This window comes from Pseudomonas sp. SMSB3 (assembly GCF_052041965.1).
Classification (GTDB): domain Bacteria; phylum Pseudomonadota; class Gammaproteobacteria; order Pseudomonadales; family Pseudomonadaceae; genus Aquipseudomonas.
The window spans coordinates 1-22,004 of the sequence record NZ_JBKGGV010000023.1; the positions used below are offsets into that span (position 1 = coordinate 1).

Annotated in this window: 20 protein-coding genes; 13 read left to right on the forward strand and 7 right to left on the reverse strand. The window is 61.5% G+C overall.

Annotated elements, in window-relative coordinates; genetic code table 11:
• Positions 1-869: 869 nt before the first annotated feature.
• The 7 genes from ACLEJW_RS22495 (at position 870) to ACLEJW_RS22525 (ending at position 9,897) form a co-directional block, all read left to right on the forward strand.
• Positions 870-1,169: a DUF6388 family protein gene (locus ACLEJW_RS22495; RefSeq protein WP_313300424.1), complete on the forward strand. Its 300-nt coding sequence runs from the start codon at positions 870-872 to the stop codon at positions 1,167-1,169.
• A gap of 248 nt (positions 1,170-1,417) precedes the next feature.
• The gene (tig, locus tag ACLEJW_RS22500; RefSeq protein WP_145181990.1) at positions 1,418-2,731 is read left to right on the forward strand and encodes a trigger factor; all 1,314 of its coding nucleotides are present in this window, start codon (positions 1,418-1,420) and stop codon (positions 2,729-2,731) included.
• Positions 2,732-2,821: 90 nt separating this feature from the next.
• Complete coding sequence (gene clpP / locus ACLEJW_RS22505; protein WP_145181993.1) at positions 2,822-3,463, forward strand: ATP-dependent Clp endopeptidase proteolytic subunit ClpP; 642 nt, start codon at positions 2,822-2,824, stop codon at positions 3,461-3,463.
• Between the two features lie 108 nt (positions 3,464-3,571).
• A complete protein-coding gene (clpX, locus tag ACLEJW_RS22510) occupies positions 3,572-4,855 on the forward strand; it encodes an ATP-dependent Clp protease ATP-binding subunit ClpX (protein WP_085674682.1) in 1,284 nt (427 codons plus the stop codon).
• A 165-nt stretch (positions 4,856-5,020) separates the two neighbouring features.
• Positions 5,021-7,417, forward strand: coding sequence for an endopeptidase La (lon, locus tag ACLEJW_RS22515; protein ID WP_145181996.1), 2,397 nt, complete (start codon positions 5,021-5,023; stop codon positions 7,415-7,417).
• A 151-nt stretch (positions 7,418-7,568) separates the two neighbouring features.
• The gene (locus tag ACLEJW_RS22520) at positions 7,569-7,841 is read left to right on the forward strand and encodes an HU family DNA-binding protein (protein ID WP_145181999.1); all 273 of its coding nucleotides are present in this window, start codon (positions 7,569-7,571) and stop codon (positions 7,839-7,841) included.
• A gap of 184 nt (positions 7,842-8,025) precedes the next feature.
• Positions 8,026-9,897, forward strand: coding sequence for a SurA N-terminal domain-containing protein (locus ACLEJW_RS22525; RefSeq protein ID WP_440778280.1), 1,872 nt, complete (start codon positions 8,026-8,028; stop codon positions 9,895-9,897).
• A gap of 72 nt (positions 9,898-9,969) precedes the next feature.
• Here the strand turns inward: ACLEJW_RS22525 and ACLEJW_RS22530 are convergent, their stop codons facing one another.
• Complete coding sequence (locus tag ACLEJW_RS22530) at positions 9,970-11,007, reverse strand: patatin-like phospholipase family protein (protein WP_145182005.1); 1,038 nt, start codon at positions 11,005-11,007, stop codon at positions 9,970-9,972.
• A 151-nt stretch (positions 11,008-11,158) separates the two neighbouring features.
• On the opposite strand from ACLEJW_RS22530, the gene ACLEJW_RS22535 reads away from it, so the two are divergent.
• The 3 genes from ACLEJW_RS22535 (at position 11,159) to ACLEJW_RS22545 (ending at position 13,104) form a co-directional block, all read left to right on the forward strand.
• Complete coding sequence (locus ACLEJW_RS22535) at positions 11,159-11,437, forward strand: hypothetical protein (RefSeq protein ID WP_145182007.1); 279 nt, start codon at positions 11,159-11,161, stop codon at positions 11,435-11,437.
• Between the two features lie 14 nt (positions 11,438-11,451).
• Positions 11,452-12,231 carry a CHAD domain-containing protein gene (locus tag ACLEJW_RS22540; RefSeq protein WP_313300440.1) on the forward strand — a complete coding sequence of 260 codons (780 nt, stop codon included), beginning with the start codon at positions 11,452-11,454 and terminating at the stop codon, positions 12,229-12,231.
• Between the two features lie 75 nt (positions 12,232-12,306).
• Complete coding sequence (locus ACLEJW_RS22545; RefSeq protein WP_440778281.1) at positions 12,307-13,104, forward strand: acyl-CoA thioesterase; 798 nt, start codon at positions 12,307-12,309, stop codon at positions 13,102-13,104.
• A 2-nt stretch (positions 13,105-13,106) separates the two neighbouring features.
• On the opposite strand, the gene ACLEJW_RS22550 is transcribed toward ACLEJW_RS22545, so the two are convergent.
• The 3 genes from ACLEJW_RS22550 to ACLEJW_RS22560 all read right to left on the reverse strand — a co-directional run bounded on the left by ACLEJW_RS22550 (position 13,107) and on the right by ACLEJW_RS22560 (position 15,915).
• Positions 13,107-13,475, reverse strand: coding sequence for an Mpo1-like protein (locus ACLEJW_RS22550; RefSeq protein ID WP_440778282.1), 369 nt, complete (start codon positions 13,473-13,475; stop codon positions 13,107-13,109).
• A gap of 75 nt (positions 13,476-13,550) precedes the next feature.
• The gene (locus ACLEJW_RS22555; protein ID WP_440778283.1) at positions 13,551-15,029 is read right to left on the reverse strand and encodes a methyl-accepting chemotaxis protein; all 1,479 of its coding nucleotides are present in this window, start codon (positions 15,027-15,029) and stop codon (positions 13,551-13,553) included.
• Between the two features lie 88 nt (positions 15,030-15,117).
• Positions 15,118-15,915: a TatD family hydrolase gene (locus ACLEJW_RS22560; protein ID WP_313300449.1), complete on the reverse strand. Its 798-nt coding sequence runs from the start codon at positions 15,913-15,915 to the stop codon at positions 15,118-15,120.
• Between the two features lie 159 nt (positions 15,916-16,074).
• On the opposite strand from ACLEJW_RS22560, the gene ACLEJW_RS22565 reads away from it, so the two are divergent.
• Positions 16,075-17,481 (forward strand): transglycosylase SLT domain-containing protein, encoded by a 1,407-nt coding sequence (locus ACLEJW_RS22565; protein ID WP_313300452.1) that lies wholly within the window; start codon positions 16,075-16,077, stop codon positions 17,479-17,481.
• Between the two features lie 197 nt (positions 17,482-17,678).
• Positions 17,679-17,987 (forward strand): hypothetical protein, encoded by a 309-nt coding sequence (locus ACLEJW_RS22570; protein WP_145182030.1) that lies wholly within the window; start codon positions 17,679-17,681, stop codon positions 17,985-17,987.
• Positions 17,988-18,008: 21 nt separating this feature from the next.
• Here ACLEJW_RS22570 and greB read toward each other — a convergent pair whose 3' ends face one another.
• The 3 genes from greB to ACLEJW_RS22585 form a co-directional block, all read right to left on the reverse strand.
• Complete coding sequence (gene greB, locus ACLEJW_RS22575) at positions 18,009-18,506, reverse strand: transcription elongation factor GreB (RefSeq protein ID WP_313300455.1); 498 nt, start codon at positions 18,504-18,506, stop codon at positions 18,009-18,011.
• A 162-nt stretch (positions 18,507-18,668) separates the two neighbouring features.
• Entirely contained in the window at positions 18,669-19,997 is a 1,329-nt protein-coding gene (locus ACLEJW_RS22580) for an MFS transporter (RefSeq protein ID WP_313300458.1), read from the reverse strand.
• An 81-nt stretch (positions 19,998-20,078) separates the two neighbouring features.
• Complete coding sequence (locus ACLEJW_RS22585; protein WP_440778284.1) at positions 20,079-21,056, reverse strand: hydroxyacid dehydrogenase; 978 nt, start codon at positions 21,054-21,056, stop codon at positions 20,079-20,081.
• A 228-nt stretch (positions 21,057-21,284) separates the two neighbouring features.
• Between ACLEJW_RS22585 and ACLEJW_RS22590 the strand changes: the two genes are divergently transcribed.
• Positions 21,285-21,962 carry an RraA family protein gene (locus ACLEJW_RS22590; protein ID WP_313300465.1) on the forward strand — a complete coding sequence of 226 codons (678 nt, stop codon included), beginning with the start codon at positions 21,285-21,287 and terminating at the stop codon, positions 21,960-21,962.
• Positions 21,963-22,004 lie beyond the last annotated feature (42 nt).

Sequence of the window (22,004 nt, forward strand, 5' to 3'; positions counted from 1 at the left end):
AGCAAGGCAGTCGCGCGCGCTTGGCACAGGCGTTACTGGCGCGAAACAAACTGGGCTGTATGGCTTGAGGGTTTTGGCGCCTGTGATATCGCGCCGCCCGCGCGGCGCATCGCGAGCTGCGCTCGCTCCTACGTTTGTTTCGGGCCAATGTTTCCTGGGGGATTTGCGTGCGGACGCCTTGGTGCATGGCGCGATATCACGTCGTACCAGCAAGGCAGTCGCGCGCGCCTGCCACAAGCGTTAATGGCCCGAAACAAACTGGGCTGTATGGCTTGAGGGTTTTGGCGCCTGTAATATCGCGCTGCCCGCGCGGCGCATCGCGAGCTTTGCTCGCTCCTACGTTTGTTTCGGGCCAATGTTTCCTGTGGGATTTGCGTGCGGACGCCTTGGTGCATGGCGCGATATCACGCCGTGCCGGCAAGGCAGTCGCGTGCGCCTGCCACAGGCGTTACTGGCCCGAAACAAACTGGGCTGTATGGCTTGAGGGTTTCGGCGCCTGTGACATCGCGCCGCCCGCGCGGCGCATCGCGAGCTACGCTCGCTCCTACGTTTGTTTCGGGCCAATGTTTCCTGTGGGATTTGCGTGCGGACGCCTTGGTGCATGGCGCGATATCACGTCGTATCAACAAGGCAGTCGCGTGCGCCTGCCACAGGCGTTACTGGCCCGAAACAAACGTAGGAGCGAGCGTAGCTCGCGATGCGCCGCGCGGGCGGCGCTCGATCTCGCAGGCGCCACAACCCTCAAGCCAAGAACCTTGCAGCCATAACTCAATCTCCCCCTTGCAATCCCCTGGTGGCACCCCAATAAAAGCTGTTAGATTTCAGTTGGTTGAAACACCGGCCCATTTGACTGGCAGAGGAAGCAGCCAATGATTGCAAAAGAATCCCGCCAGGCCCTGGCGCTGCAGCGCTTCGCCGAAGGCAACCCGCAGTTGCTCGAGGAAATCCGCGAGCTGGATGCGCGCGAACAGGCCCAGCAAATCGAGTGGGCGTTCGAAGACGCAGCTCAGGAGCAGGGTATCGAGCCCTGGGAACTGGCATTGCAACTGATCGCCGACAACCCCGAGCAATTGCAGGCCATGCGCCTCGAGACCCATCGCGAAGTGGCCGAGGCGCTGGGGATGGAGTGGGAGGAATATTGCCAATTCAACGAGATTGACGCCCAGTAAGGTGTGGTCTTGCTTTTGGCAGTTGTTTGACAAGGTATATCGGTTGTCTGCCACCCCTTTGGGGTGGTGCGCAGCCTTTTATATAAAGTGGCCAGGCGCACCTGTGTGCCGGCCTTCTAGTTAATCGACCGGCGTGCTTGCCGTCGCCCCGGATGGGGTGACTTCTGCAGCGTGACTCACTAGAATGTTCGCCCTTGATTCTGGAGTCGGGCTATCGCCGGCTAACGTCTGTGCAACGAGGAATATCCATGCAAGTTTCTGTTGAAAACACTTCCGCTCTCGAGCGCCGCATGACCATCGCCGTTCCGGCCGAGCGCGTCGAGAACGAAGTCAACAAGCGTCTGCAACAGACTGCCAAGCGCGCCAAGGTCGCGGGCTTCCGTCCAGGCAAAGTGCCGATGAGCGTCATTCGTCAGCGTTTCGAAGCTGACGCCCGTCAAGAAGCCTTCGGTGATCTGGTCCAGGCATCCTTCTACGAAGCCATCGTCGAGCAGAAGCTGAACCCTGCTGGCGCTCCAGCTGTTGAGCCCAAGTCCTTCGAAAAAGGCAAGGACCTGGAATTCGTCGCCATCTTCGAAGTGTTCCCAGAGTTCACCGTTGCCGGCTTCGACTCGATCAACGTCGAGCGCCTGAGCGCCGAAGTGGCCGACGCCGACCTGGACAAGATGCTTGAAGTGCTGCGCAAGCAGAACACCCGTTTCGAAGCGGTCGAGCGCGCTGCGCAGAACGATGACCAGGTCAACATCGACTTCGTCGGCAAGGTCGACGGTGAAGAGTTCGCCGGTGGTTCGGCCAAGGGCACCCAGCTGGTACTGGGCTCCGGCCGCATGATCCCAGGCTTCGAAGACGGCCTGGTCGGCGCCAAGGCTGGCGAAGAGCGCGTGGTCAACGTGACCTTCCCTGAGGACTACCAGAACCTCGACCTGGCCGGCAAGGCCGCCGAGTTCACCATCACCGTCAACAGCGTTTCGGCGCCTGTGCTGCCTGAGCTGAACGAAGAGTTCTTCGCCCAGTTCGGTATCAAGGAATCGACCCTGGAAGGCTTCCGCACCGAAGTTCGCAAGAACATGGAGCGCGAACTGCGCCAGGCGATCAAGACCAAGGTCAAGAACCAGGTCATGGACGGTCTGCTGGCCGCCAACCCGATCGAAGTGCCGAAGGCCCTGCTGGAAAACGAAGTCAACCGTCTGCGCGTGCAGGCTGTTCAGCAGTTCGGTGGCAACATCAAGCCAGAGCAACTGCCAGCCGAGCTGTTCGAAGAGCAAGCCAAGCGTCGCGTGGTTCTGGGTCTGATCGTCGCCGAAGTGGTCAAGCAGCACGACCTGAAGCCGGACGAAGGCAAGGTCCGCGAAATGATCGAAGAAATGGCTTCGGCTTACCAAGAGCCTGAGCAGGTCATCTCCTGGTACTACAAGAACGACCAGCAACTGAACGAAGTCCGTTCGGTTGTGCTGGAAGAACAAGTTGTAGATACTGTCCTGCAGAAAGCGACTGTGACCGACAAGTCGGTCTCGTACGAAGATGCCGTCAAACCAGCTGAGGCGCCTGCCGCTGCTGAGTAACGGGCTTCTTTCGTAGGAAACCCCACAAGCCAGCCTTCGCGCTGGCTTGTGCGTATTCAAGCCATGACTATTTGGGAGTGAGCGCAGGACATGTCCCGCAATTCTTATATTCAGCAGAGCTCTGACATCCAGGCCGCAGGCGGCTTGGTCCCGATGGTTATCGAGCAGTCCGCCCGTGGCGAACGCGCCTATGACATCTACTCGCGCCTGTTGAAGGAGCGAGTGATCTTCCTGGTTGGCCCCGTAGAAGACTACATGGCCAACCTGGTGGTGGCGCAGATGCTGTTCCTTGAGGCGGAAAACCCGGACAAGGATATCCATCTGTACATCAACTCCCCGGGCGGTTCGGTGACCGCTGGCATGTCGATCTACGACACCATGCAGTTCATCAAGCCGGACGTCTCGACCATCTGCATCGGCCAGGCCTGCAGCATGGGCGCCTTCCTGCTGGCCGCAGGTGCCAAGGGCAAGCGTCACTGCCTGCCCAACTCGCGGGTGATGATTCACCAGCCACTGGGCGGTTTCCAGGGGCAGGCGACCGATATCGAGATTCACGCCCAGGAAATCCTCAGCATCAAGGCGCGCCTGAACGAGCTGCTGGCTTACCACACTGGCCAGGATCTCGAGACCATCAAGCGTGATACCGAGCGTGACAATTTCATGAGCGCCTCGCGCGCGGCCGAGTACGGCCTGGTCGACTCGGTATACGACAAGCGGCAACTGGCCTCCTGAACCCAGGTGCCAGAGCAGGTAGGCGCGCTGAGCGCCTACCTGTGGACTTGAAAAAGCCCGCAATTGCCTTCATCTTGTGTTGCAAGCCTACCGGATTGGATCGATCGAATGACTGACACCCGTAACGGCGAGGACAGCGGCAAATTGCTTTATTGCTCCTTCTGCGGCAAAAGCCAGCACGAAGTGCGCAAACTGATTGCCGGGCCCTCGGTATTTATCTGCGACGAGTGCGTCGACCTGTGCAACGACATCATCCGTGAGGAGGTGCAGGAAGCCCAGGCCGAGAGCAGCGCGCACAAATTGCCTTCGCCGAAAGAAATCAGCGGCATCCTGGACCAGTACGTCATCGGTCAGGAGCGCGCGAAGAAGGTGCTGTCGGTAGCGGTGTACAACCACTACAAGCGCCTCAATCAGCGTGACAAGAAGGGCGACGAAGTCGAACTCGGCAAGAGCAACATCCTGCTCATCGGGCCTACCGGCTCGGGCAAGACCCTGCTCGCCGAAACCCTTGCACGCCTGTTGAACGTACCGTTCACCATCGCCGACGCCACCACCCTGACCGAAGCCGGTTACGTGGGTGAGGACGTCGAGAACATCATTCAGAAGCTGCTGCAGAAGTGCGACTACGACGTGGAGAAAGCCCAGATGGGCATTGTCTACATCGATGAGATCGACAAGATCTCGCGCAAGTCGGACAACCCGTCCATCACCCGTGACGTTTCGGGCGAGGGCGTGCAGCAGGCGCTGCTCAAGCTGATCGAAGGCACCGTCGCTTCGGTTCCGCCCCAGGGCGGTCGCAAGCACCCGCAACAGGAATTCCTGCAGGTCGACACCCGCAATATCCTGTTCATCTGCGGTGGCGCTTTCTCCGGCCTGGAAAAGGTCATCCAGAACCGCTCCACCAAAGGTGGCATCGGTTTTGGCGCCGAAGTACGCAGCAAGGAAGAAGGCAAGAAGGTTGGCGAATCGCTGCGCGAAGTCGAGCCGGACGATTTGGTCAAGTTTGGCCTGATTCCGGAGTTCGTCGGCCGTTTGCCGGTCTTGGCGACACTCGACGAGCTGGATGAGGCTGCGCTGATGCAGATTCTCACCGAGCCGAAGAATGCCTTGACCAAGCAATACGCCAAGCTGTTCGAGATGGAAAGCGTGGACCTTGAGTTCCGCACCGACGCCCTCAAGGCTGTCGCGCGCAAGGCACTGGAGCGCAAGACCGGCGCCCGTGGCCTGCGCTCGATCCTCGAAGGTGTGCTGCTCGACACCATGTACGAGATTCCTTCGCAGAAGGAGGTCAGCAAGGTGGTGATCGACGAGAGCGTCATCGAGGGTACGTCCCAGCCGCTGATGATCTACGAAAACAGCGAACCGCAAGCCAAGGCTGCACCCGACGCCTGATCTTCAGGTACCTGCCGGGTAGTGGCAGCACGCTGGAAGGGGCCTACGGGCCCCTTTCTGCTTTTCCTGTACAAGCGCTTGTAATTTCCCAGGCGTGCCCCCACATTAGGTCCAAGCATCATTTCCACCGGTTTCCGGCCATAGGGCCGTTGTAGAGGCGAAATCATGAAGACCACCCTCGACTTGCCTCTTTTGCCATTGCGCGATGTCGTCGTTTATCCGCACATGGTTATCCCACTGTTCGTGGGGCGTGAGAAGTCTATCGAAGCCCTCGAGGCCGCGATGACGGGCGAAAAGCAGATCCTGCTGCTGGCCCAGAAGAATCCAGCCGATGACGATCCAGGCGAAGACGCGCTGTATCGGGTCGGCACCGTGGCCACCGTGCTGCAACTGCTGAAACTGCCCGACGGCACCGTCAAGGTGCTGGTCGAGGGCGAGCAGCGGGGCGCTGTGGAGCGCTTCAACGAGGTCGATGGGCATATCCGTGCCGAAGTCTCCCTGATCGACGAAACCGACGCCGCCGAGCGCGAGTCGGAGGTCTTCGTGCGCACCCTGCTGTCGCAGTTCGAGCAGTATGTGCAACTGGGCAAGAAAGTCCCGGCCGAAGTCCTGTCCTCGCTCAACAGCATCGAAGAACCGGGCCGCCTGGTCGACACCATGGCTGCACACATGGCGCTGAAGATCGAGCAGAAGCAGGAGATCCTCGAGATCGTCGACCTGCCGACCCGTGTCGAGCACGTGCTGGCGTTGCTGGACGCGGAGATCGACTTGCTGCAGGTTGAAAAACGCATTCGCGGTCGCGTCAAGAAACAGATGGAGCGCAGCCAGCGCGAGTACTACCTGAATGAGCAGATGAAAGCCATTCAGAAAGAACTCGGTGACGGCGACGAAGGCCACAACGAAGCGGAAGAACTGAAAAAGCGCATTGAAGCTGCTGGTCTGCCCAAAGACGCCTTGGCCAAGGCCCAGGCCGAGCTGAACAAGCTCAAGCAGATGTCGCCGATGTCCGCCGAGGCTACCGTGGTGCGCTCGTACCTGGACTGGCTGGTGCAGGTGCCGTGGAAAGCCCAGAGCAAAGTGCGCCTGGACCTGACCAAGGCCGAAGAGATCCTCGACGCTGACCACTATGGCCTGGAAGAGGTCAAGGAGCGCATCCTCGAGTACCTCGCGGTGCAGAAGCGGGTCAAGAAGATTCGCGGCCCGGTGCTGTGTCTGGTCGGCCCGCCTGGCGTCGGTAAGACTTCGCTGGCCGAGTCGATTGCCGCTGCCACCAACCGCAAGTTCGTGCGCATGGCCCTTGGCGGTGTGCGCGACGAGGCCGAAATCCGTGGTCATCGGCGCACCTACATCGGCTCGATGCCAGGCCGCCTAATCCAGAAAATGACCAAGGTTGGCGTGCGCAACCCGCTGTTCCTGCTCGATGAGATCGACAAGATGGGCAGCGACATGCGTGGCGATCCGGCTTCGGCGCTGCTCGAAGTTCTTGACCCTGAGCAGAACCACAATTTCAACGACCACTACCTTGAAGTCGACTATGACCTCTCGGACGTGATGTTCCTGTGCACCTCGAACTCGATGAACATCCCGCCGGCGCTACTCGACCGGATGGAAATCATCCGCCTGCCGGGCTATACCGAAGACGAGAAGATCAATATCGCGGTCAAGTACCTGACGCCCAAGCAGGTCAAGGCCAACGGCTTGAAGAAAGAAGAGCTCGAGATCGACGTCTCGGCGATTCGCGACATCATCCGGTACTACACCCGCGAAGCCGGTGTGCGCGGCCTCGAGCGCCAGATCGCCAAGGTCTGCCGCAAGGTGGTCAAGGAGCACACCGGGCAAAAACAGGTCAAGGTCAAGGTTACCGGCGATCAGCTCGAGCACCTGCTCGGGGTGCGCAAGTTCCGCTACGGCCTGGCTGAGCAGCAGGACCAGATCGGTCAGGTCACGGGGCTGGCCTGGACCCAGGTGGGTGGCGAGTTGCTGACCATCGAGTCGGTGGTGATCCCTGGCAAGGGGCAACTGATCAAGACCGGCTCGCTCGGCGATGTCATGGTCGAGTCGATCACCGCCGCGCAGACCGTGGTTCGCAGCCGTGCCCGCAGCTTGGGTATCGCCGCTGATTTCCACGAAAAACACGACGTGCACATCCACATGCCCGAGGGTGCCACGCCCAAGGATGGTCCAAGTGCCGGTATCGGCATGTGCACCGCCCTGGTGTCGGCACTGACGCAGATTCCGGTACGTGCGGACGTCGCCATGACCGGTGAGATCACCCTGCGTGGCCAGGTTCTGGCCATTGGCGGTTTGAAAGAAAAGCTGCTGGCGGCGCACCGGGGTGGCATCAAGACCGTGATCATTCCGGAAGAGAATGTTCGCGATCTGAAGGAAATTCCGGAAAACATCAAACAGGATCTGCAGATCAAACCGGTCAAATGGATTGACGAAGTCCTGCAAATTGCGCTGCAATACGCCCCGGAGCCCTTGCCAGATGTGGCTCCGGAGATTGTCGCGAAAGAAGACAAGCGCGACGGCGATGCCAAGGAAAGAATCAGCACGCATTAGTAGTTTTTGCTTGGGTGGCATTTCTTGACAGTTTTTTCGGGGCCTTGCTATAAAGCGGCACGCTATTGTCAAGCTGTCACCCAGCGCAGGTTTCATACGCCTTCATTACATACTTAGAAACATACTCAATTGAGACATAAGGGGACTTCGAGTGAACAAGTCGGAACTGATTGACGCTATCGCTGTATCGGCAGATATTTCCAAAGCGGCCGCCGGCAAGGCGCTGGACGCTGTGATCGAGTCCGTGACCGGCGCCCTGAAACAAGGTGACGATGTCGTTCTGGTTGGCTTCGGTACTTTCACTGTCAAGGATCGTGCCGAGCGCACCGGTCGCAACCCACAGACCGGCAAGGCGATCAAGATCGCTGCTGCCAAGGTTCCGGGCTTCAAGGCAGGCAAAGGCCTGAAAGACGCCGTCAACTAAGTCGTCGCTTTCAGCCGAACCAGGCCCGACCCTGGTTCGAGCACGCTGATGGCGGGGCGCAAACGTTCCCGCCTGACACGTTTGCTAAGAAAAGGCGCATCCTCGGATGCGCCTTTCTTTTATCAGGATTTAACCCACGCTCCGCGGTTGTCGACGCAGTGGAACAGCCGTTTCTGGGGGACGCATGCTGCAAAATATCAGGGACAATTCACAGGGTTGGATTGCCAAGACCATCATCGGCCTCATCGTCGTGTTGATGGCATTGACCGGTTTCGAAGCGATTTTCCAGGCCGCCACCCATAGCCAGGATGCTGCCAAGGTGAACGGCCAGACCATCAGTCAGAACGAGCTGAGCCAGGCCACCGACATGCAGCGCCGCCAGCTGATGCAACAGCTGGGCAAGGATTTCGATCCTGCGCTGCTCGATGACAAGCTGCTGCGCGATGCTGCGCTCAAGGGCTTGATCGATCGCAAACTGCTCTTGCAGGGTGCTGAAGACGCCAAGTTCGCCTTCTCCGAGGCAGCGTTGGATCAGGTGATCTTGCAGACGCCCGAGTTTCAGGTCGACGGCAAATTCAGTGCCGACCGTTTCGACCAGGTCATTCGCCAAATGGGCTACGGGCGCATGCAGTTCCGCGAGATGCTCGCCGAGGAAATGCTGATCGGCCAGTTGCGTACCGGCATCGCCGGCAGCAGCTTTGTCACCGACCAGCAGGTCGATGCCTTCGCGCGCCTGGAAAACCAGACGCGTGACTTCGCGGCTTTGACCTTCAAGGCCAACCCGGCTGCGGTGACGGTCAGCGAGGACGAAGTCAAGGCCCATTATGAGCAGCACGCCAAGGAGTTCATGACGCCGGATCAGGTGGTCATCGACTATGTCGAGCTGAAGAAATCGGCGTTCTTCGACCAGGTCAAGGTCACCGACGAGGAGCTCAAGGCGCAGTACGAAAAAGAGATCGCCAACCTGGCCGAGCAACGCCGCGCGGCGCACATCCTGATCGAGGTCAACGACAAGGTCACCGATGCCCAGGCCAAGGCCCGTGCAGAAGAGATCGAGCAACGCCTGGCCAAGGGTGAAGACTTCGCCAAGCTGGCCAAGGAATTCTCCCAGGACCCAGGCTCTGCCAGCAATGGCGGCGATCTCGGTTTCGCAGGCCCGGGTGTGTACGATCCAGACTTCGAAGAGGCGCTGTACAAACTCGCCGATGGTCAAGTGTCGGCCCCGGTGCGTACACAATTCGGCTACCACGTGATCAAGCTGCTGGGCAAGCAGGCGCCGGAGGTTCCGAGCTTCGCAAGCCTCAAAGACAAGCTGCTGCGCGACCTCAAGACGCCACTGGTCGAGCAGCGTTACGTCGATGCCAGCAAGCAGTTGCAGGATGCCGCTTATGAGGCTTCCGACCTCGGCCAGCCCGCTCAGGACCTGAACCTCAAGGTGCAGACTTCGGCGCCGTTTGGCCGTGAAGGCGGCGAGGGCATCACCGCCAACCGCGGGGTGGTGCAGGCTGCGTTCTCCGAAGAAGTGCTGGATGAGGGGGCCAACAGCACCGCCATCGAGCTGGACCCTGAGACCACCGTGGTGCTGCGCATCAAGGAGCACCGCAAGCCGACTCAGCTGCCGCTGGAAGCCGTTGCCGGCAATATCCACGACCAGCTGGCCAAGGACAAGGCAACGGCCGAACTCAAGGCCAAGGCAGACAAGTTGATTGCCGGTCTGCGTGATGGCTCGATCGCTGCGGCTGGTGCACACGACGGCCAGCAGTGGAAATCGTACGAGGCCGTCGCCCGTGGCCAGGACGGCATCGACCCGGCTGAGCTGCAAGCGCTGTTCCGCCTGGCCAAGCCGCAAGGCAAGGACAAGCCGGAATACGGCAGCGTGGTTCTGGCCGATGGCAGCCTGGTCGTGCTGCAGCTCAAGGGCGTCAACGATGGGGCTGCCGCCAGCGACGAAGAGAAGCAGCAGATTCGCCGCTACCTCGCTTCGCGCATTGGCCAGCAGGACTTCGCTGCGTACCGCAAGCAACTGGAAGGGGCTGCAGACATCACTCGCTACTGAGTGCTGCATGCCCCCGCAAACAGGCCGCTCTATGCGGCCTGTTTCATTTCCGAAATCCGTTGACCTGCAGCCTCAACGCTTTTCACCCTCGTAATGGTCCAACGTGTCGCGGGCAATCTCGCGGCCGAGCGCGATCAGCTCTGGCGCCTTGTAGAACTCGAAGAACCGGCACACCCGCTTGGGTACGTTGATCAGTACATCGGGTGGGTAGCCGGCGATCTTGTACTGGGCAAGGGAGGTCTGCATCACTTCAAAGCTCTGGTTGATCAGGTCGAGCAGCGATGCGGGGCCAACGTTGTCGATGATGAAAGAACCGGTCGCCGACTTCGGCGCGCCTTGGGTTTCTGGCGCTGCAGCGGGCTGCTGGGCTGGGTCTGGGTTGTCGGCGAGCCACGGATTGCTCGGTGCCAAACTTTCGGCAACGATCTCTTGTTCGATGCGGACCAATCGTTCAGCTGGCTTGCGGCGAAACGGCAGGTGCGAGCCCAGCGAGTCGAGCAGGGCATCGAAGCGCGTCTTGAAGGCAGCCGGTCGCTCGATTACTGGCAACTGGTATTGCTGCTGGTTGGTGGCGTTGAGGTTGACGGCAATGATCAGGTCGCAGTGGCTGGACACCACTGGCACGATCGGCAATGGGTTGAGAATGCCGCCGTCGACCAGCATGCGGTTGCCCTGCATGACCGGGGTGAACAAGCTGGGAATCGCTGCCGAGGCGCGCATCGCCTGATGCAGGCAGCCTTCCTGGAACCAGATCTCCTGCTGGTTGGTGAGGTCGGCAGCGACCGCCGTGTAGGGGATGCGCAGTTGCTCGATATTGATCTCGCCGACAATCTTGCGGATTTGCCCGAAGACCTTGTCACCGCGAATCGCGCCCAGGCGAAAGCTGACGTCGACCAGGCGCAGGACGTCCAGATAATCCAGGCTTTCGATCCAGTGCCGGTACTGCTGAAGCTTGCCTGCTGCATAGATACCGCCAATCACTGCACCCATGGAGCACCCGGCGATGCAGGCGATCTCATAACCGCGCCGTTCGATTTCCTCGATCACGCCGATGTGGGCGTACCCGCGAGCGCCACCCGATCCCAGTACCAATGCCACGCGTTTGCTCATCAACATTCCCCGGCTTATGCAACGATGGCCCTACAATGCACGCAGCATTGCTGTGCTTCAATAACACTCTAGGCAACCCGAAGCGAAGCGGCACTTTTGCTGCCACCCGACGTCGAACAGCCAACCGCTTCCACTCCCTGAGGTGACACTGATGAAAGCCTGGATCTGCCTTCCGCTGATGGCCCTGGCGCTGGCCGGTTGTGCCGGCAAGACCGCCTACCGTGAAAGCTGTGCGACGCAGCTCGATGCCGCCTGGAAGGAGCTCGACCTGGCCAAGGCCGAGGGCTTTGCCGGGGCCGTGAGTTATTCCAAGGCGCTTTCGCTGCTGACCGGCGCCAAGACCCAGCAGCAGTTCGAAGGCTACGAAAATTGCTCCAACAAAGCCGAAAAAGCGCGCTTCTACATTCGTGAGTCGCGCGCCGGGCGCTGATCGAGGAGTGATACATGTCCGCCATGCTTGATCACGTCGTCGCCCAAGTATTGACCTTGCAAGTGCGCCTGTTGGCCTGCCGTGAACGGCTGGCCGCCGATACCGACAGCGAAGCGCTGCATGACTTGCGCACCAGCTTGCGGCGCTTGCGCAGTTTGCTGCGCCCACTGCGAGGGTTGCCAGGGGTGGAGCAGCTGGAGCAGGCGGCTAAGGCCCTGGGCACCTTGACCACGCCATTGCGTGATCGTGAAGTATTGGCCGGCGAACTGCTTCGCCGCGGGCAGCGTCAAGCCGGTGAGCGGCGCCTGGCCGGACGTGGCAAGACTTTCGCCAGCGTCGCCAGCAGTGCCCAACTGACCCGAGTCCTGTCGATCCTCGATGCCTTCCCGTTGTTTCTGCGCGCGGCTGACCGCGAAGGGCTGGTCAAGGCGCTGGACAAGCGCGTCGACCAGCGCCTGCTCAAGCAATGGCGCAAGCTGGGCAAGGCTCTGCGCGACCCCACCCACGATCGCCATCGGCTGCGCTTGCTGATCAAACGGGCGCGCTATGGTGATGAGGCCTACCCCCAGCTTGATCATGCAGGCAACAAACTCCAGCGTTTGTTGAAGAAAGCCCAAGGCGACCTGGGCGACTGGCATGACCGCCTGCAGTGGTTGCTACGGGCCGGCGAGCAGCTCGATCTGGCACCGTGCAAGGCCCGATGGGAGCAGGAGTTGCACGAGGCTGAAGCGAAGTCCGACATCACCCTCAAGGCCCTGCACCGCGCGCTCGAGCGGCGTAAGCCCGGCAAATGACCGATATGCGGGCTGATCGGCGAAGGAGAGCTGGCTAGTATTGGCCAATCCTTCGCCAATACCACGAGGTGGCCGATGAATTTCTTGCAACTGCTCGACGCCGTCCACACTGACCCCAGTGCCTTCAGCGTGCCCTCAAGCTGGGCACAGGGCCGTGCAGTCTTTGGCGGCCTGATGGCGGCGCTGGTGCATGAACGCATGCGCACCCAGCTCAGTGACGATCGCCCGACCCGTTCATTGGCCATCACCTTTGTCGCACCGGCGGCCGCCGAAGTGGCCATGGGTCTGGAGGTGGAGGTACTGCGCGAAGGCAAGGCAGTCAGTACGCTGCTTGGCAAAGCGATCCAAGGTGACCAAGTGGTGACGCTGGTACAGGGCAGCTTCGGCGCCGGGCGGGCTTCTGTCATCGATGTGCCGGCCATGCAGGCGCCGCAGATGACGCCCGTGGAGCAGGCAGCGACGGAGCTGCCCCATATTCAAGGTGTCACGCCCGAGTTCATGCGCCACGTGGCGCTGCGTTGGACGGTGGGCGGCCTGCCGTTCAGCGGCAACCCTTCGCGCTGCATGGGTGGCTGGGTACGTTTGCGCGATGTCGCCGAGGCGCCGCTGACCGAGGCACATTTGCTGGCCTTGGTCGATGCCTGGCCGCCAAGCCTGCTGCCGTTGCTCAAGCAGCCTGCCGCTGGTAGCACGCTGACGTGGACGATCGAGTTCGTCCAGCCGATTGCCCAGCTGTCGACCCTGGACTGGTGTTACTACCAGGTTGAAACGGAACATGCCCGAGACGGCTACGGGCATGCGGCTGCGAAGTTGTGGAGCGCCAAGGGCGAACTGTTGGCGTTGAGCCGCCAAACCGTGACGGTCTTCGCCTGATCTCAGCGCTTGTGCTTGTGCCGGGCCCGCCACGCCTTCCACCAGGCGCCACTGAGCACGAAGCGGGGGAAGGTGATGAACTGTTCGGTGAGCAGGCGTTGCACGGCATCCTGACGATTGGCGAACGGCTCGGGCTGCTCGGCCTCCAGGCGATGCCCGTGGCGTTGCAGGCCGAGCCCTGCGATCAATGCGATCACGCCCACGGCCAGCTGTACCAAGTCCAGGCCAAACAGCCCCGAGAGCACGAGCAAGGCGCCAAGGATGAACAGCGGTACCGCGATCAGGTGCAGCACCAGGTTGGCCGGATGCCGGTGGTTGTTGTGATAGCCACGCCATTGCCAGGCGTGCAGGTTAGGCAGTCGTTTGCTCATGAACAGATCCTCGCAGTCATGCCCAAAGCTTAGTGTGCCTGCACCAGCGCAGCCAATCGAAGCTGGCTATGGCGACTATAGCTTGAGCTGGCCGATGGCCTTGTTCAGCTCCCCGGCCAGGGTTGCCAGTTCAGTGCTGGTGGTTGCCGAGCCGACGGTCTGCTGAACGGTCTGCTCGGTGACATCACGAATGCACACCACCGCGCGGTTCATCTCTTCAGCCACCTGGCTTTGCTGCTGCGCAGCCACCGCGATCTGGGTATTGCTTTGGCGCATCTGCGCGACCGCGCCGGTGATTTCAGCCAGCGCCGCGCCCGCTTCACGGGCCTGCTTGACGCAGTCGTCGGCCTTGTACGAGCTTTCCTGCATGAATTCCACTGCATCGCGCGTGCCGGCTTGCAGGTCGGCGACCATGTGGGTGATTTCGTCGGTGGAGGTCTGCACCCGCTTGGCCAGGTTGCGGACTTCATCTGCGACCACGGCGAAGCCGCGTCCCAGGTCGCCGGCGCGGGCGGCTTCGATCGCGGCATTGAGGGCCAGCAGGTTGGTCTGCTCGGCGATGCTGTGGATCACGGCGACGACGCCATTGATCTTCTGGCTGTCATCGGCCAGCTGCCGAATCATTTCGGCAGTCTGCTGCACGCCGCTGGACAGCCCGGCGATCGAGTCCTGCACCCGACTCACCACCTGCTGGCCGCTGCCGGCGAGGGTGTCGGCGGTTTGCGAGAGGTCGCGAGTCTCGCTGGCGTGCTGGGCGATGTGGTGCACGGTGGCCGACATCTGGTTGATCGCTGTGGCAGCTTGATCGGTTTCGCTCTGCTGGCCGAGCATGCCATGGCGCACGTCGCTCATGCTGCTGGCCAGGCGCGCAGCGCCGCTGTCGAGTTGTGCGGCGGTCGACGCCACGGTGCTGACCACACGGTGATAGGTGCTTTGCATGGCATTGAACGCGCCGGCCATCTGGCCGACCTCATCGCCGCACGCCAACGGCACGCGAGCAGATAAGTCGCCGGTCTTCTCCACGTGCAGCATGACATCCTTGAGGGTGTTGAGCTGGCTGAGTAGAAAGCGGATCAGCAGCTGCGAGGCCGCGAGCATCGCCAGCATCAGGATCAGCACGCACAGCGCGTAGTTGACGAAGCGGTCGAGAAACACCTGACGCAGGCTTGGGCTGGTGGCCAGCACCGCGACGCGCTGGTTGCCATGGCGCAGTACCTGCGCACCGCGCAGTGGCTGGCTCCCCAGGATCCAGGCGGACGGCAGGCTTACCCAGCCCTCGGCCTCGGCCAGCGGCTGCAGGTCTTGATCGGCGTAGCGCGGGGTCTGCCCGGCTGGCCACACCAGCAAGTTGGTCAGGCGCGGCAGCGGCTGGGTGGCAGGCCAGGCGCCCAGCAGTTCTGCCTGCGCCTGCGCCTGCTGCTGGGCCGCATCGGCGCGCGCCCCTTGTTCGAGGTACAGGGCATAGACCACGAACAACAGTGTGATGACGAAGGCCACCGCATTGACGGCCCAGAACTTGTATTTCAGTGAAATGTTGCTGAGCCAGGCACCCATGTGTCGGTCATCCGTGAGTTGAGCGAAAACAATATTGGCAAGTTGCCATCATTGTGCGCGCGCACCTGCAGATGGATGCTGACCTGGATCAAGGCAGCTGGAAAAACGCTCTGGCCGTGGCCGTGGTGTGCTGAGCGCACTGTTCCGGGGTTTCGTTGCGATGTCGGGCGACTTCGCGCAGCACCTCGGTAAGAAAAGCCGGTTCGTTACGCCCGTGCTTGGGTTTTGGCCGCAAGCTACGCGGCAGCAGGTAAGGCGCATCGCTTTCGAGCATCAGCCGGCCTTGGGCGATACTGCCCACCAACGCATGCAGGTGGGTGCCACGGCGCTCATCGCAGATCCAGCCTGTGATACCAATGTGCAGGTCCATGTCGAGGTAGGCAAACAAGGCATCGCGCTCACCGGTAAAACAGTGCACCACGGCAGCCGGCAGGTGATCGCGGTAGTCCTTGAGAATGGCCAAAAGCCGTGCACTGGCATCGCGCTCATGCAGGAACACCGGCAGCTTCAGTTCGGCGGCCAGCGCCAGCTGCGCATGCAGGGCCTTTTCTTGCAGTGGGCGAGGGGAGAAGTCGCGGTTGAAGTCCAGCCCGCACTCACCCACTGCGCGTACCCTCGATTCTCCCAACATCTGGCGCAGGCGCTGTTCGCTGCTGCTGTCCCAGCTCTGAGCATCGTGCGGATGCACACCGGCGGTGGCAAACAGGTGCCTCCCTTGCGGGTCGAGCTGCTGGCACAGCTCCAGTGCCTGCTCGCTTACGTCCAGACTGGTGCCGGTCAGAACCATCTGCACCACGCCGGCTTCGATGGCGCGCTCGACGACGGCTGCCTGCTGGTCATGGAAACTGCGGTTGGTCAGGTTGACGCCGATATCGATCAATTGCATGGTGCTCACTCGTGCTGCAAGGTCGGTCAGCATATCAAAAGCTGGGATTTTCGGAAAAAACCCAAAACTTCAGGGGCTTGCGATGGTCTTTTGCGTTCATTTCCCACATGTGCACGCACGTTTATGGCTGTCGCCTTTCGATCAGGGATGTTCCCGCGCATGCTGCGCTGCCTGCTGAGCCTGCTGGCGGTACTCGGCTTGGCGCAGGCCGACCTGGCCTACGCGCGTGTGCCTGGGCCTCAGCACACGGTGGCGACCAGCACGCTGCGCGACCTTGGGCAGATCCGCAGCAGCAAGGTGCTGCGCGTGCTGGTCAATCAGAGTCGCAACAGCTCAGGTGAAATCAAGGGTGAGCCGGTGGGGGTCGAATACTACCGGCTGCGGGCGCTCGAGCATTACCTCAATGCCCGCGCTGGCGAAGGCCAGCAGATCCGCTTGCAGATCATTCCCCGGGCCAAGGAACAGCTGCTGGGGGCCTTGCAGCGTGGCGAGGGCGACCTCGCGGCTCCGGGTGAGCTGCTTGACCCGGCGGTGGTCGGCGCGGTCAACCGCAGCGCGCCGGTGCTCGATCAGGTGCCCCTGGTGCTGGTCGGGCGCAAGGGCGGGCGCAGTTTCACCCGTATCGAACAGCTGTCGGGGCGCACCGTGGCCTTGACCAGCGCCAGCGCGGCGGGTGCGCTGATCGAGCAAGCCAACCAGCAGCTCGCCCTGCGCAAGCGGGCGCCGATCAAGATCGAGTGGGTCGATTCGACCCTGGCGGTGGAGGATGTGCTGGAGATGGTGCAGGCCGGGATCTATGCATCGACCATCGTCGAGCGGCCGATCGCCCAGCGCTGGGCGCGGGTGATGCCGCGCCTGCGCCTGGACACGCGCCTGCAACTGGGCGCCCCGCAGGCCATGCGCTGGTATGTGCGGCGCGATGCGCCCTTGCTGCTGGCCACGGTCGATCGGTTCTTGCAAGGCTACCGTGCCCCGGAAAACCAGGATGCGGCCTTCGAGCGTATCTACCGGCGCCAGTACCGGGTGCACAACCCTTTGGCCAGCAAGGACCGGCAACGCCTGCAGGCCGTGCGCGCGGTGCTGCAGAAACACGGTCAGGCACAGCAGATCGACTGGCTCAACCTGGCGGCGCTGGCGTTCAAGGAGTCGACCCTGAACCCTGCCGCACGGGGGCGTGGCGGGGCGCATGGGCTGATGCAGATCACCCCGGCGGCAGCGCAGCGCGTGGGCGTCAGCGATACCGCTTCGGTCGACGGCAACGTCCAGGCCAGTGCGCGTTATCTGGCGTTGATCCGCCGCAAGTTCTTCGCCAGCCCGAAGATCAACGAGCGCGAACGCATGGCCTTCGTCCTGGCCGCCTACAATCTCGGTCCGGAGCGGGTGCAAGCAATGCGCGCCGAAGCGCGCAAGCGCGGCCTCAATGGCAATCAGTGGTTTTTCCAGACCGAACGGGTTGCCATGGAGCAGGTGGGCATGGGGCCGGTGAATTTCGTCAACAGCGTCAACAAGTACTTTCTGGCCTTCAATCGCGAACGCGCAGCGCTTGAGCGGGTAGCCAGACGCTGAGGTGAGTGCAATGCATTTGCCCTGGGGGCTTGCAGCTTGCGCGTTGTGGCTCTAGCATACCGCTTGCGCCGATTTAAACAGCTACTTGCGGGGCGCGGGATCGCCCTGGTGTGGGTCGTCCGAAATACCGCTAAAGCGCTGGTTCGGTGACGCCTCCCACCGCTGCCCAGCGGGATTTGCGAGGCGGAGAGATCTCCATGAGTTGCCCACGTACCAGTGTTTGTCTGAGCCCTCTGCCTGCCCATCAGGCCGCGCGTACCCCACGCATTCTGCTAGCTGGCCACCATCAGCCAACCTTGTTGCGCCACCTCGAAGGCCTGTCGCGCCGCAAGGGCCAGGCTCGCGCCTTTCTCATTCAGTTCGCCCACAGCCCATGGCGTCTGGAGCAGTTCGCCAGTGACCGGTTCGACTTGGCGGTGATTCAGGCGCCGGCGCGCGAAGAGGCTGCGCACATCATCGCTCATCTGACCCGCATTGCCCGCCAAGGCTTGATCACCAGGCGCTGAACAGCGTCGGTGCATCGGCGTTCAACTGTGCGGCGCCGCCCCCGGCTTCTGGTATTCGATGTGGATCACTTCCCAGCAGGCGTCGCCGGTGGGTGTGCGCACCACGATCTCATCCCCGACGCATTTGCCGATGCAGGCTCGTGCCATGGGCGAATCGATGGAGATGAAGTCCTTGCGCTCGTAGATTTCATCACCGCCGACCACGCGGAAGGTCTTGCGCTCATCGTCTTCGTTGGCGATGGTCACCCAGGCGCCGAAGAACACCTTGCCTTCCTGGCTGGGCGCGTAGGGCACGACACGCAGATCCTCGATGCGCTTGCGCAGGTAGCGCACACGCCGGTCGATCTCGCGCAGGCGTTTCTTGTTGTACTGGTAGTCGGCATTCTCGCTGCGATCGCCCAGCGACGCGGCCCAGGTCACCTTCTTGGTGATCTCCGGGCGTTCCTGGCGCCACAGCCAGTCCAGCTCGTCTTTCAAGGATTGGTAGCCTGCTTCAGTGATTAGGTTGGTTTTGCTCATGTTCGCCTGTCATCGAGGGAGTGCCGGTCACTACCTGAAATACCTGAAGCGCGACTCTAGCATCTGTGAGCGGGTTTTTCTGTGGTGTTGAAACGGCGATGCCCACGTGCCTGCTGCAGGCGCGTGAGCATCGATCGTCAGCAGGTGGGCCGTGGAGGGTGCCTACTTGGCGCTGGCAACCTCGGCGACTGATGCGCGCTCAAGCTGGCGCTTGCGCCCGATCACCAACACCGCGATGCCGGCCACGGTGCACAGCGCCGCCAGCGGCATCAGCGCCAGTGCGTAGCTGCCGGTAGCGTCATGGATTGCACCGTAGGCATTGACCATGATGCCGCCACCAATCAGGTTGGCCATGGCACCCACCGCCGCCAGCCCGGCAGCGGCGGTCGAGGACGACAGCCAGCCGGACACCAGCGCCCAGAACGGGCCTTTCATCGAGTAGGCGCCTACCAGCACCATGGTCAACATGACCACCGTGGCAGGCAGGGAGGAGGTGAACAGCGTCATCAATAGCCCGGCAGCGATCAGCAGCATGGTCATTGCAGTGTGCCAGCGCCGCTCACCGGTTCGGTCGGAGCTGCGGCCCCAGACGATCATCAGCACCGAAGCGATGCCGTACGGAATCGCATTGACCAGGCCGATCTGCATGGCGTCCAGGCCGAAGGTCTTGAGTAACTGAGGTGCCCATACGCTCATGGTGCTGCCCGCCGCGGAGGCGCCTGAGTAGATCAGCGCCAACACCCAGATGTCCTTGTGCCGCAACAGCTTCCACAGCGAGATATGGCCGATGGCGGTCTTCTTCGACGCCTCGTCGGCCAGCCGTCGAATCAGCCAGCCGCGCTGCTCGTCACTCAGCCACTTGGCCTGTTCGGGACGGTCGGTGAGCACGAACAGGCAGGCGATGCCCAACAGTACGGCGGGAATACCTTCGAGGATGAACAGCCAGTGCCAACCGCGCATGCCCAGCCAGCCATCCAGGCTCAAGAGCAGGCCCGACAGCGGCGATCCGATGAAATTGGCGGCCGGGATCGCCACCATGAACAGGGCGACCATGCGCGCTCGATAGGCCGATGGCAGCCAGTAGGTAAGATACAGCAACACGCCGGGGAAGAAGCCAGCCTCGGCCGCGCCAAGCAGAAAGCGCATCACATACAGCGAGTTGGCGCCCTGGACGAACGCCGTGCCAGCGGATATCAGGCCCCAGGTGATCATGATCCGGGCGATCCAGATCCGCGCGCCATAGCGCTGCATCGCCAGATTGCTGGGCACTTCGACCAGGAAGTAGGCGAAGAAGAACAGGCTGCTGGCGAAGCCAAAGACCTTGGCTGTCAGTTGCAGGTCCTCGTTCATTTGCAAGGACGCCATGCCGATATTGCCGCGGTCGATGATCGCGATCAGGTAGCAGATGATCAGAAATGGCAGCAGGCGCCAGGCGACGCGGCGCATGGTGCTGCGTTCGAGCTCATCGGGCTGGGAGGTTGCTGAAGTCATGGTGCTCTCCACTTGTTTTTTTTCTGGAGTGACGCGTGGTGAACGTGCCCCGACTGGCGACGAGGCACACGGCGCTGCCGATCAGCTGGCGAACAGGTGGCGATTGACCACGCAACGCGGATCCAGTGCAGTGCCAGCCCAGACATCGAAGATTTGCTGCAGCGCCACCAGGGCCACGCGGTCGCGCGCTTCGCTGGTATTGGCGCCCACGTGGGGTGTAGCGACCAGATTGGGCAGGCCCCACAGCGGGCTGTCGGCAGGCGGCGGCTCGGGATTGAAGGTATCGAGGCCGGCCCCGGCGATACGCCGTTCGCTCAGTGCGGTGACCAGCGCCGCCGTATCGATCAGCTCGCCGCGGGCGGTATTGATCACGATGGCGCCGGGACGCATGCGTGCGAACTGGTCGGCGCCCAGCAAGTTGTGATTGGTCTCGGTGAGCGGGCAGTGCAGGCTGATGATATCGCTTTGCGCCAACAACTGATTGAAATCTTCCTCGCGCTCGACGTTGGCGCGTTGCGGCAGCTGCTTGAGGTAGGGGTCATAGACCTTGACCTTCATGCGCAGCGGCGCCACCAGGTCCAGCAGTATTCCGCCAATCGAGCCGAGGCCGATCAAGCCCAAGGTCTTGCCGGACAACTCGATGCCATTCGCCTCGGCCTTGTCCCAATGCCCATCGCGCATGCGTGCATCGAGCAGGGCGGTTTGCCGAGCAACGCTGAACATCAGGGCGAACGCCAGTTCCGCCACCGACTGCGCATTGGCGCCCACGGCGATCGAAACCGGGATGCCTTGATCGGCTGCGGCCTGAATATCGATGGTGTTGTAGCCCACGCCATGTTTGGCAATGACCTTGAGCTTGGATGACGCCTCGATCATGGGCCGGGTCAACTGACCTTGGCGGACCACGATGGCATCGGGCTGTTCGGCACGAATGATGGCTTCGAGCTCTTCAGCTGGCAGGTAAGGCGTAGTGGGAATGATGCGGACACCGCGCTCGGCTGCGAGGTGCATGGCCTCGCTGGCAAGCTCTGGGCCGGTCAGAAGAATGGTTCGCGACATCGTGAATACCTTGTTTTTATCAGGACGACGGGGCAGTGATCCGCAGAAGCGGCCATGTTCTGAACCCTACCATAATGAAACGACGTTGCAAGAAAATAAATTTCGCAACCAGATAAAGCCATGATCAGGCCTCAAAATTCTCTTGATCTAGTAAAAATGAAATGACATTCTGAAAATAGATTCGGCAGTAGTCGAAGATATCGAATAATTCCAATAGAGGTACGTCCCATGAGCATTGGCTTCCAAGTCCTTGAACGCGCACGCAAAGTTGGCGATGAGTGGGTTGCACGCTACCGCGAGGTCCCGGTAGCCAATGTCAGCGATTCGATGCATCGACTGACCGCAGGGGGGGCTCGATTAAGGCCGATGCACCGCCAAGGCATGCTGTGCGGGCCGGCGCTGACCGTGAAGGCGCGCCCGGGTGACAACCTGATGCTGCATTACGCAATCGATATCGCGCAGCCGGGGGACGTGATCGTGGTCGACGCCGGTGGCGATCTGAGCAATGCGCTGATCGGTGAAATGATGGTGGCTTACGCCGTCAAGCGTGGCGTGGCCGGTATTGTCATCAACGGCGCGATCCGCGATGCGGCAACTATCGGCGCAGGCGACTTCCCGCTGTTCGCTGCCGGCATCTCGCACCGTGGCCCGTACAAGGATGGCCCTGGGGAAATCAATGTGCCGATTGCCATCGATGGTATGGTGATCGAACCGGGCGATCTGGTGATCGGTGATGAAGATGGCTTGTTGTGCGTGCCTTATGTGCATGTCGCACAGGTGTATGACGCCGCCACGGCCAAACACGCTGCTGAAGCTGCACAGTTGGAAAAAATCGCCCAAGGCACCAACGACCGCTCCTGGGTCCTGGAGTCCTTGAAGAAAAAAGGCTGCCTGCTTCCAGGCTGATCCGGTTTGCACAGTGCGCCTTGCGATGGGGGTGCGCTGCGC

What these genes read in the sequence shown, in the direction of transcription:
- ACLEJW_RS22495 (WP_313300424.1), top strand. Translation starts at nt 870, where the DNA reads ATGATTGCAAAAGAATCCCGCCAGGCCCTGGCGCTGCAGCGCTTCGCC.
- tig (WP_145181990.1), top strand. Translation starts at nt 1,418, where the DNA reads ATGCAAGTTTCTGTTGAAAACACTTCCGCTCTCGAGCGCCGCATGACC.
- clpP (WP_145181993.1), top strand. Translation starts at nt 2,822, where the DNA reads ATGTCCCGCAATTCTTATATTCAGCAGAGCTCTGACATCCAGGCCGCA.
- clpX (WP_085674682.1), top strand. Translation starts at nt 3,572, where the DNA reads ATGACTGACACCCGTAACGGCGAGGACAGCGGCAAATTGCTTTATTGC.
- lon (WP_145181996.1), top strand. Translation starts at nt 5,021, where the DNA reads ATGAAGACCACCCTCGACTTGCCTCTTTTGCCATTGCGCGATGTCGTC.
- ACLEJW_RS22525 (WP_440778280.1), top strand. Translation starts at nt 8,026, where the DNA reads ATGCTGCAAAATATCAGGGACAATTCACAGGGTTGGATTGCCAAGACC.
- ACLEJW_RS22530 (WP_145182005.1), bottom strand. Translation starts at nt 11,007, where the DNA reads ATGAGCAAACGCGTGGCATTGGTACTGGGATCGGGTGGCGCTCGCGGG.
- ACLEJW_RS22535 (WP_145182007.1), top strand. Translation starts at nt 11,159, where the DNA reads ATGAAAGCCTGGATCTGCCTTCCGCTGATGGCCCTGGCGCTGGCCGGT.
- ACLEJW_RS22540 (WP_313300440.1), top strand. Translation starts at nt 11,452, where the DNA reads ATGTCCGCCATGCTTGATCACGTCGTCGCCCAAGTATTGACCTTGCAA.
- ACLEJW_RS22545 (WP_440778281.1), top strand. Translation starts at nt 12,307, where the DNA reads ATGAATTTCTTGCAACTGCTCGACGCCGTCCACACTGACCCCAGTGCC.
- ACLEJW_RS22550 (WP_440778282.1), bottom strand. Translation starts at nt 13,475, where the DNA reads ATGAGCAAACGACTGCCTAACCTGCACGCCTGGCAATGGCGTGGCTAT.
- ACLEJW_RS22555 (WP_440778283.1), bottom strand. Translation starts at nt 15,029, where the DNA reads ATGGGTGCCTGGCTCAGCAACATTTCACTGAAATACAAGTTCTGGGCC.
- ACLEJW_RS22560 (WP_313300449.1), bottom strand. Translation starts at nt 15,915, where the DNA reads ATGCAATTGATCGATATCGGCGTCAACCTGACCAACCGCAGTTTCCAT.
- ACLEJW_RS22565 (WP_313300452.1), top strand. Translation starts at nt 16,075, where the DNA reads ATGCTGCGCTGCCTGCTGAGCCTGCTGGCGGTACTCGGCTTGGCGCAG.
- ACLEJW_RS22570 (WP_145182030.1), top strand. Translation starts at nt 17,679, where the DNA reads ATGAGTTGCCCACGTACCAGTGTTTGTCTGAGCCCTCTGCCTGCCCAT.
- greB (WP_313300455.1), bottom strand. Translation starts at nt 18,506, where the DNA reads ATGAGCAAAACCAACCTAATCACTGAAGCAGGCTACCAATCCTTGAAA.
- ACLEJW_RS22580 (WP_313300458.1), bottom strand. Translation starts at nt 19,997, where the DNA reads ATGACTTCAGCAACCTCCCAGCCCGATGAGCTCGAACGCAGCACCATG.
- ACLEJW_RS22585 (WP_440778284.1), bottom strand. Translation starts at nt 21,056, where the DNA reads ATGTCGCGAACCATTCTTCTGACCGGCCCAGAGCTTGCCAGCGAGGCC.
- ACLEJW_RS22590 (WP_313300465.1), top strand. Translation starts at nt 21,285, where the DNA reads ATGAGCATTGGCTTCCAAGTCCTTGAACGCGCACGCAAAGTTGGCGAT.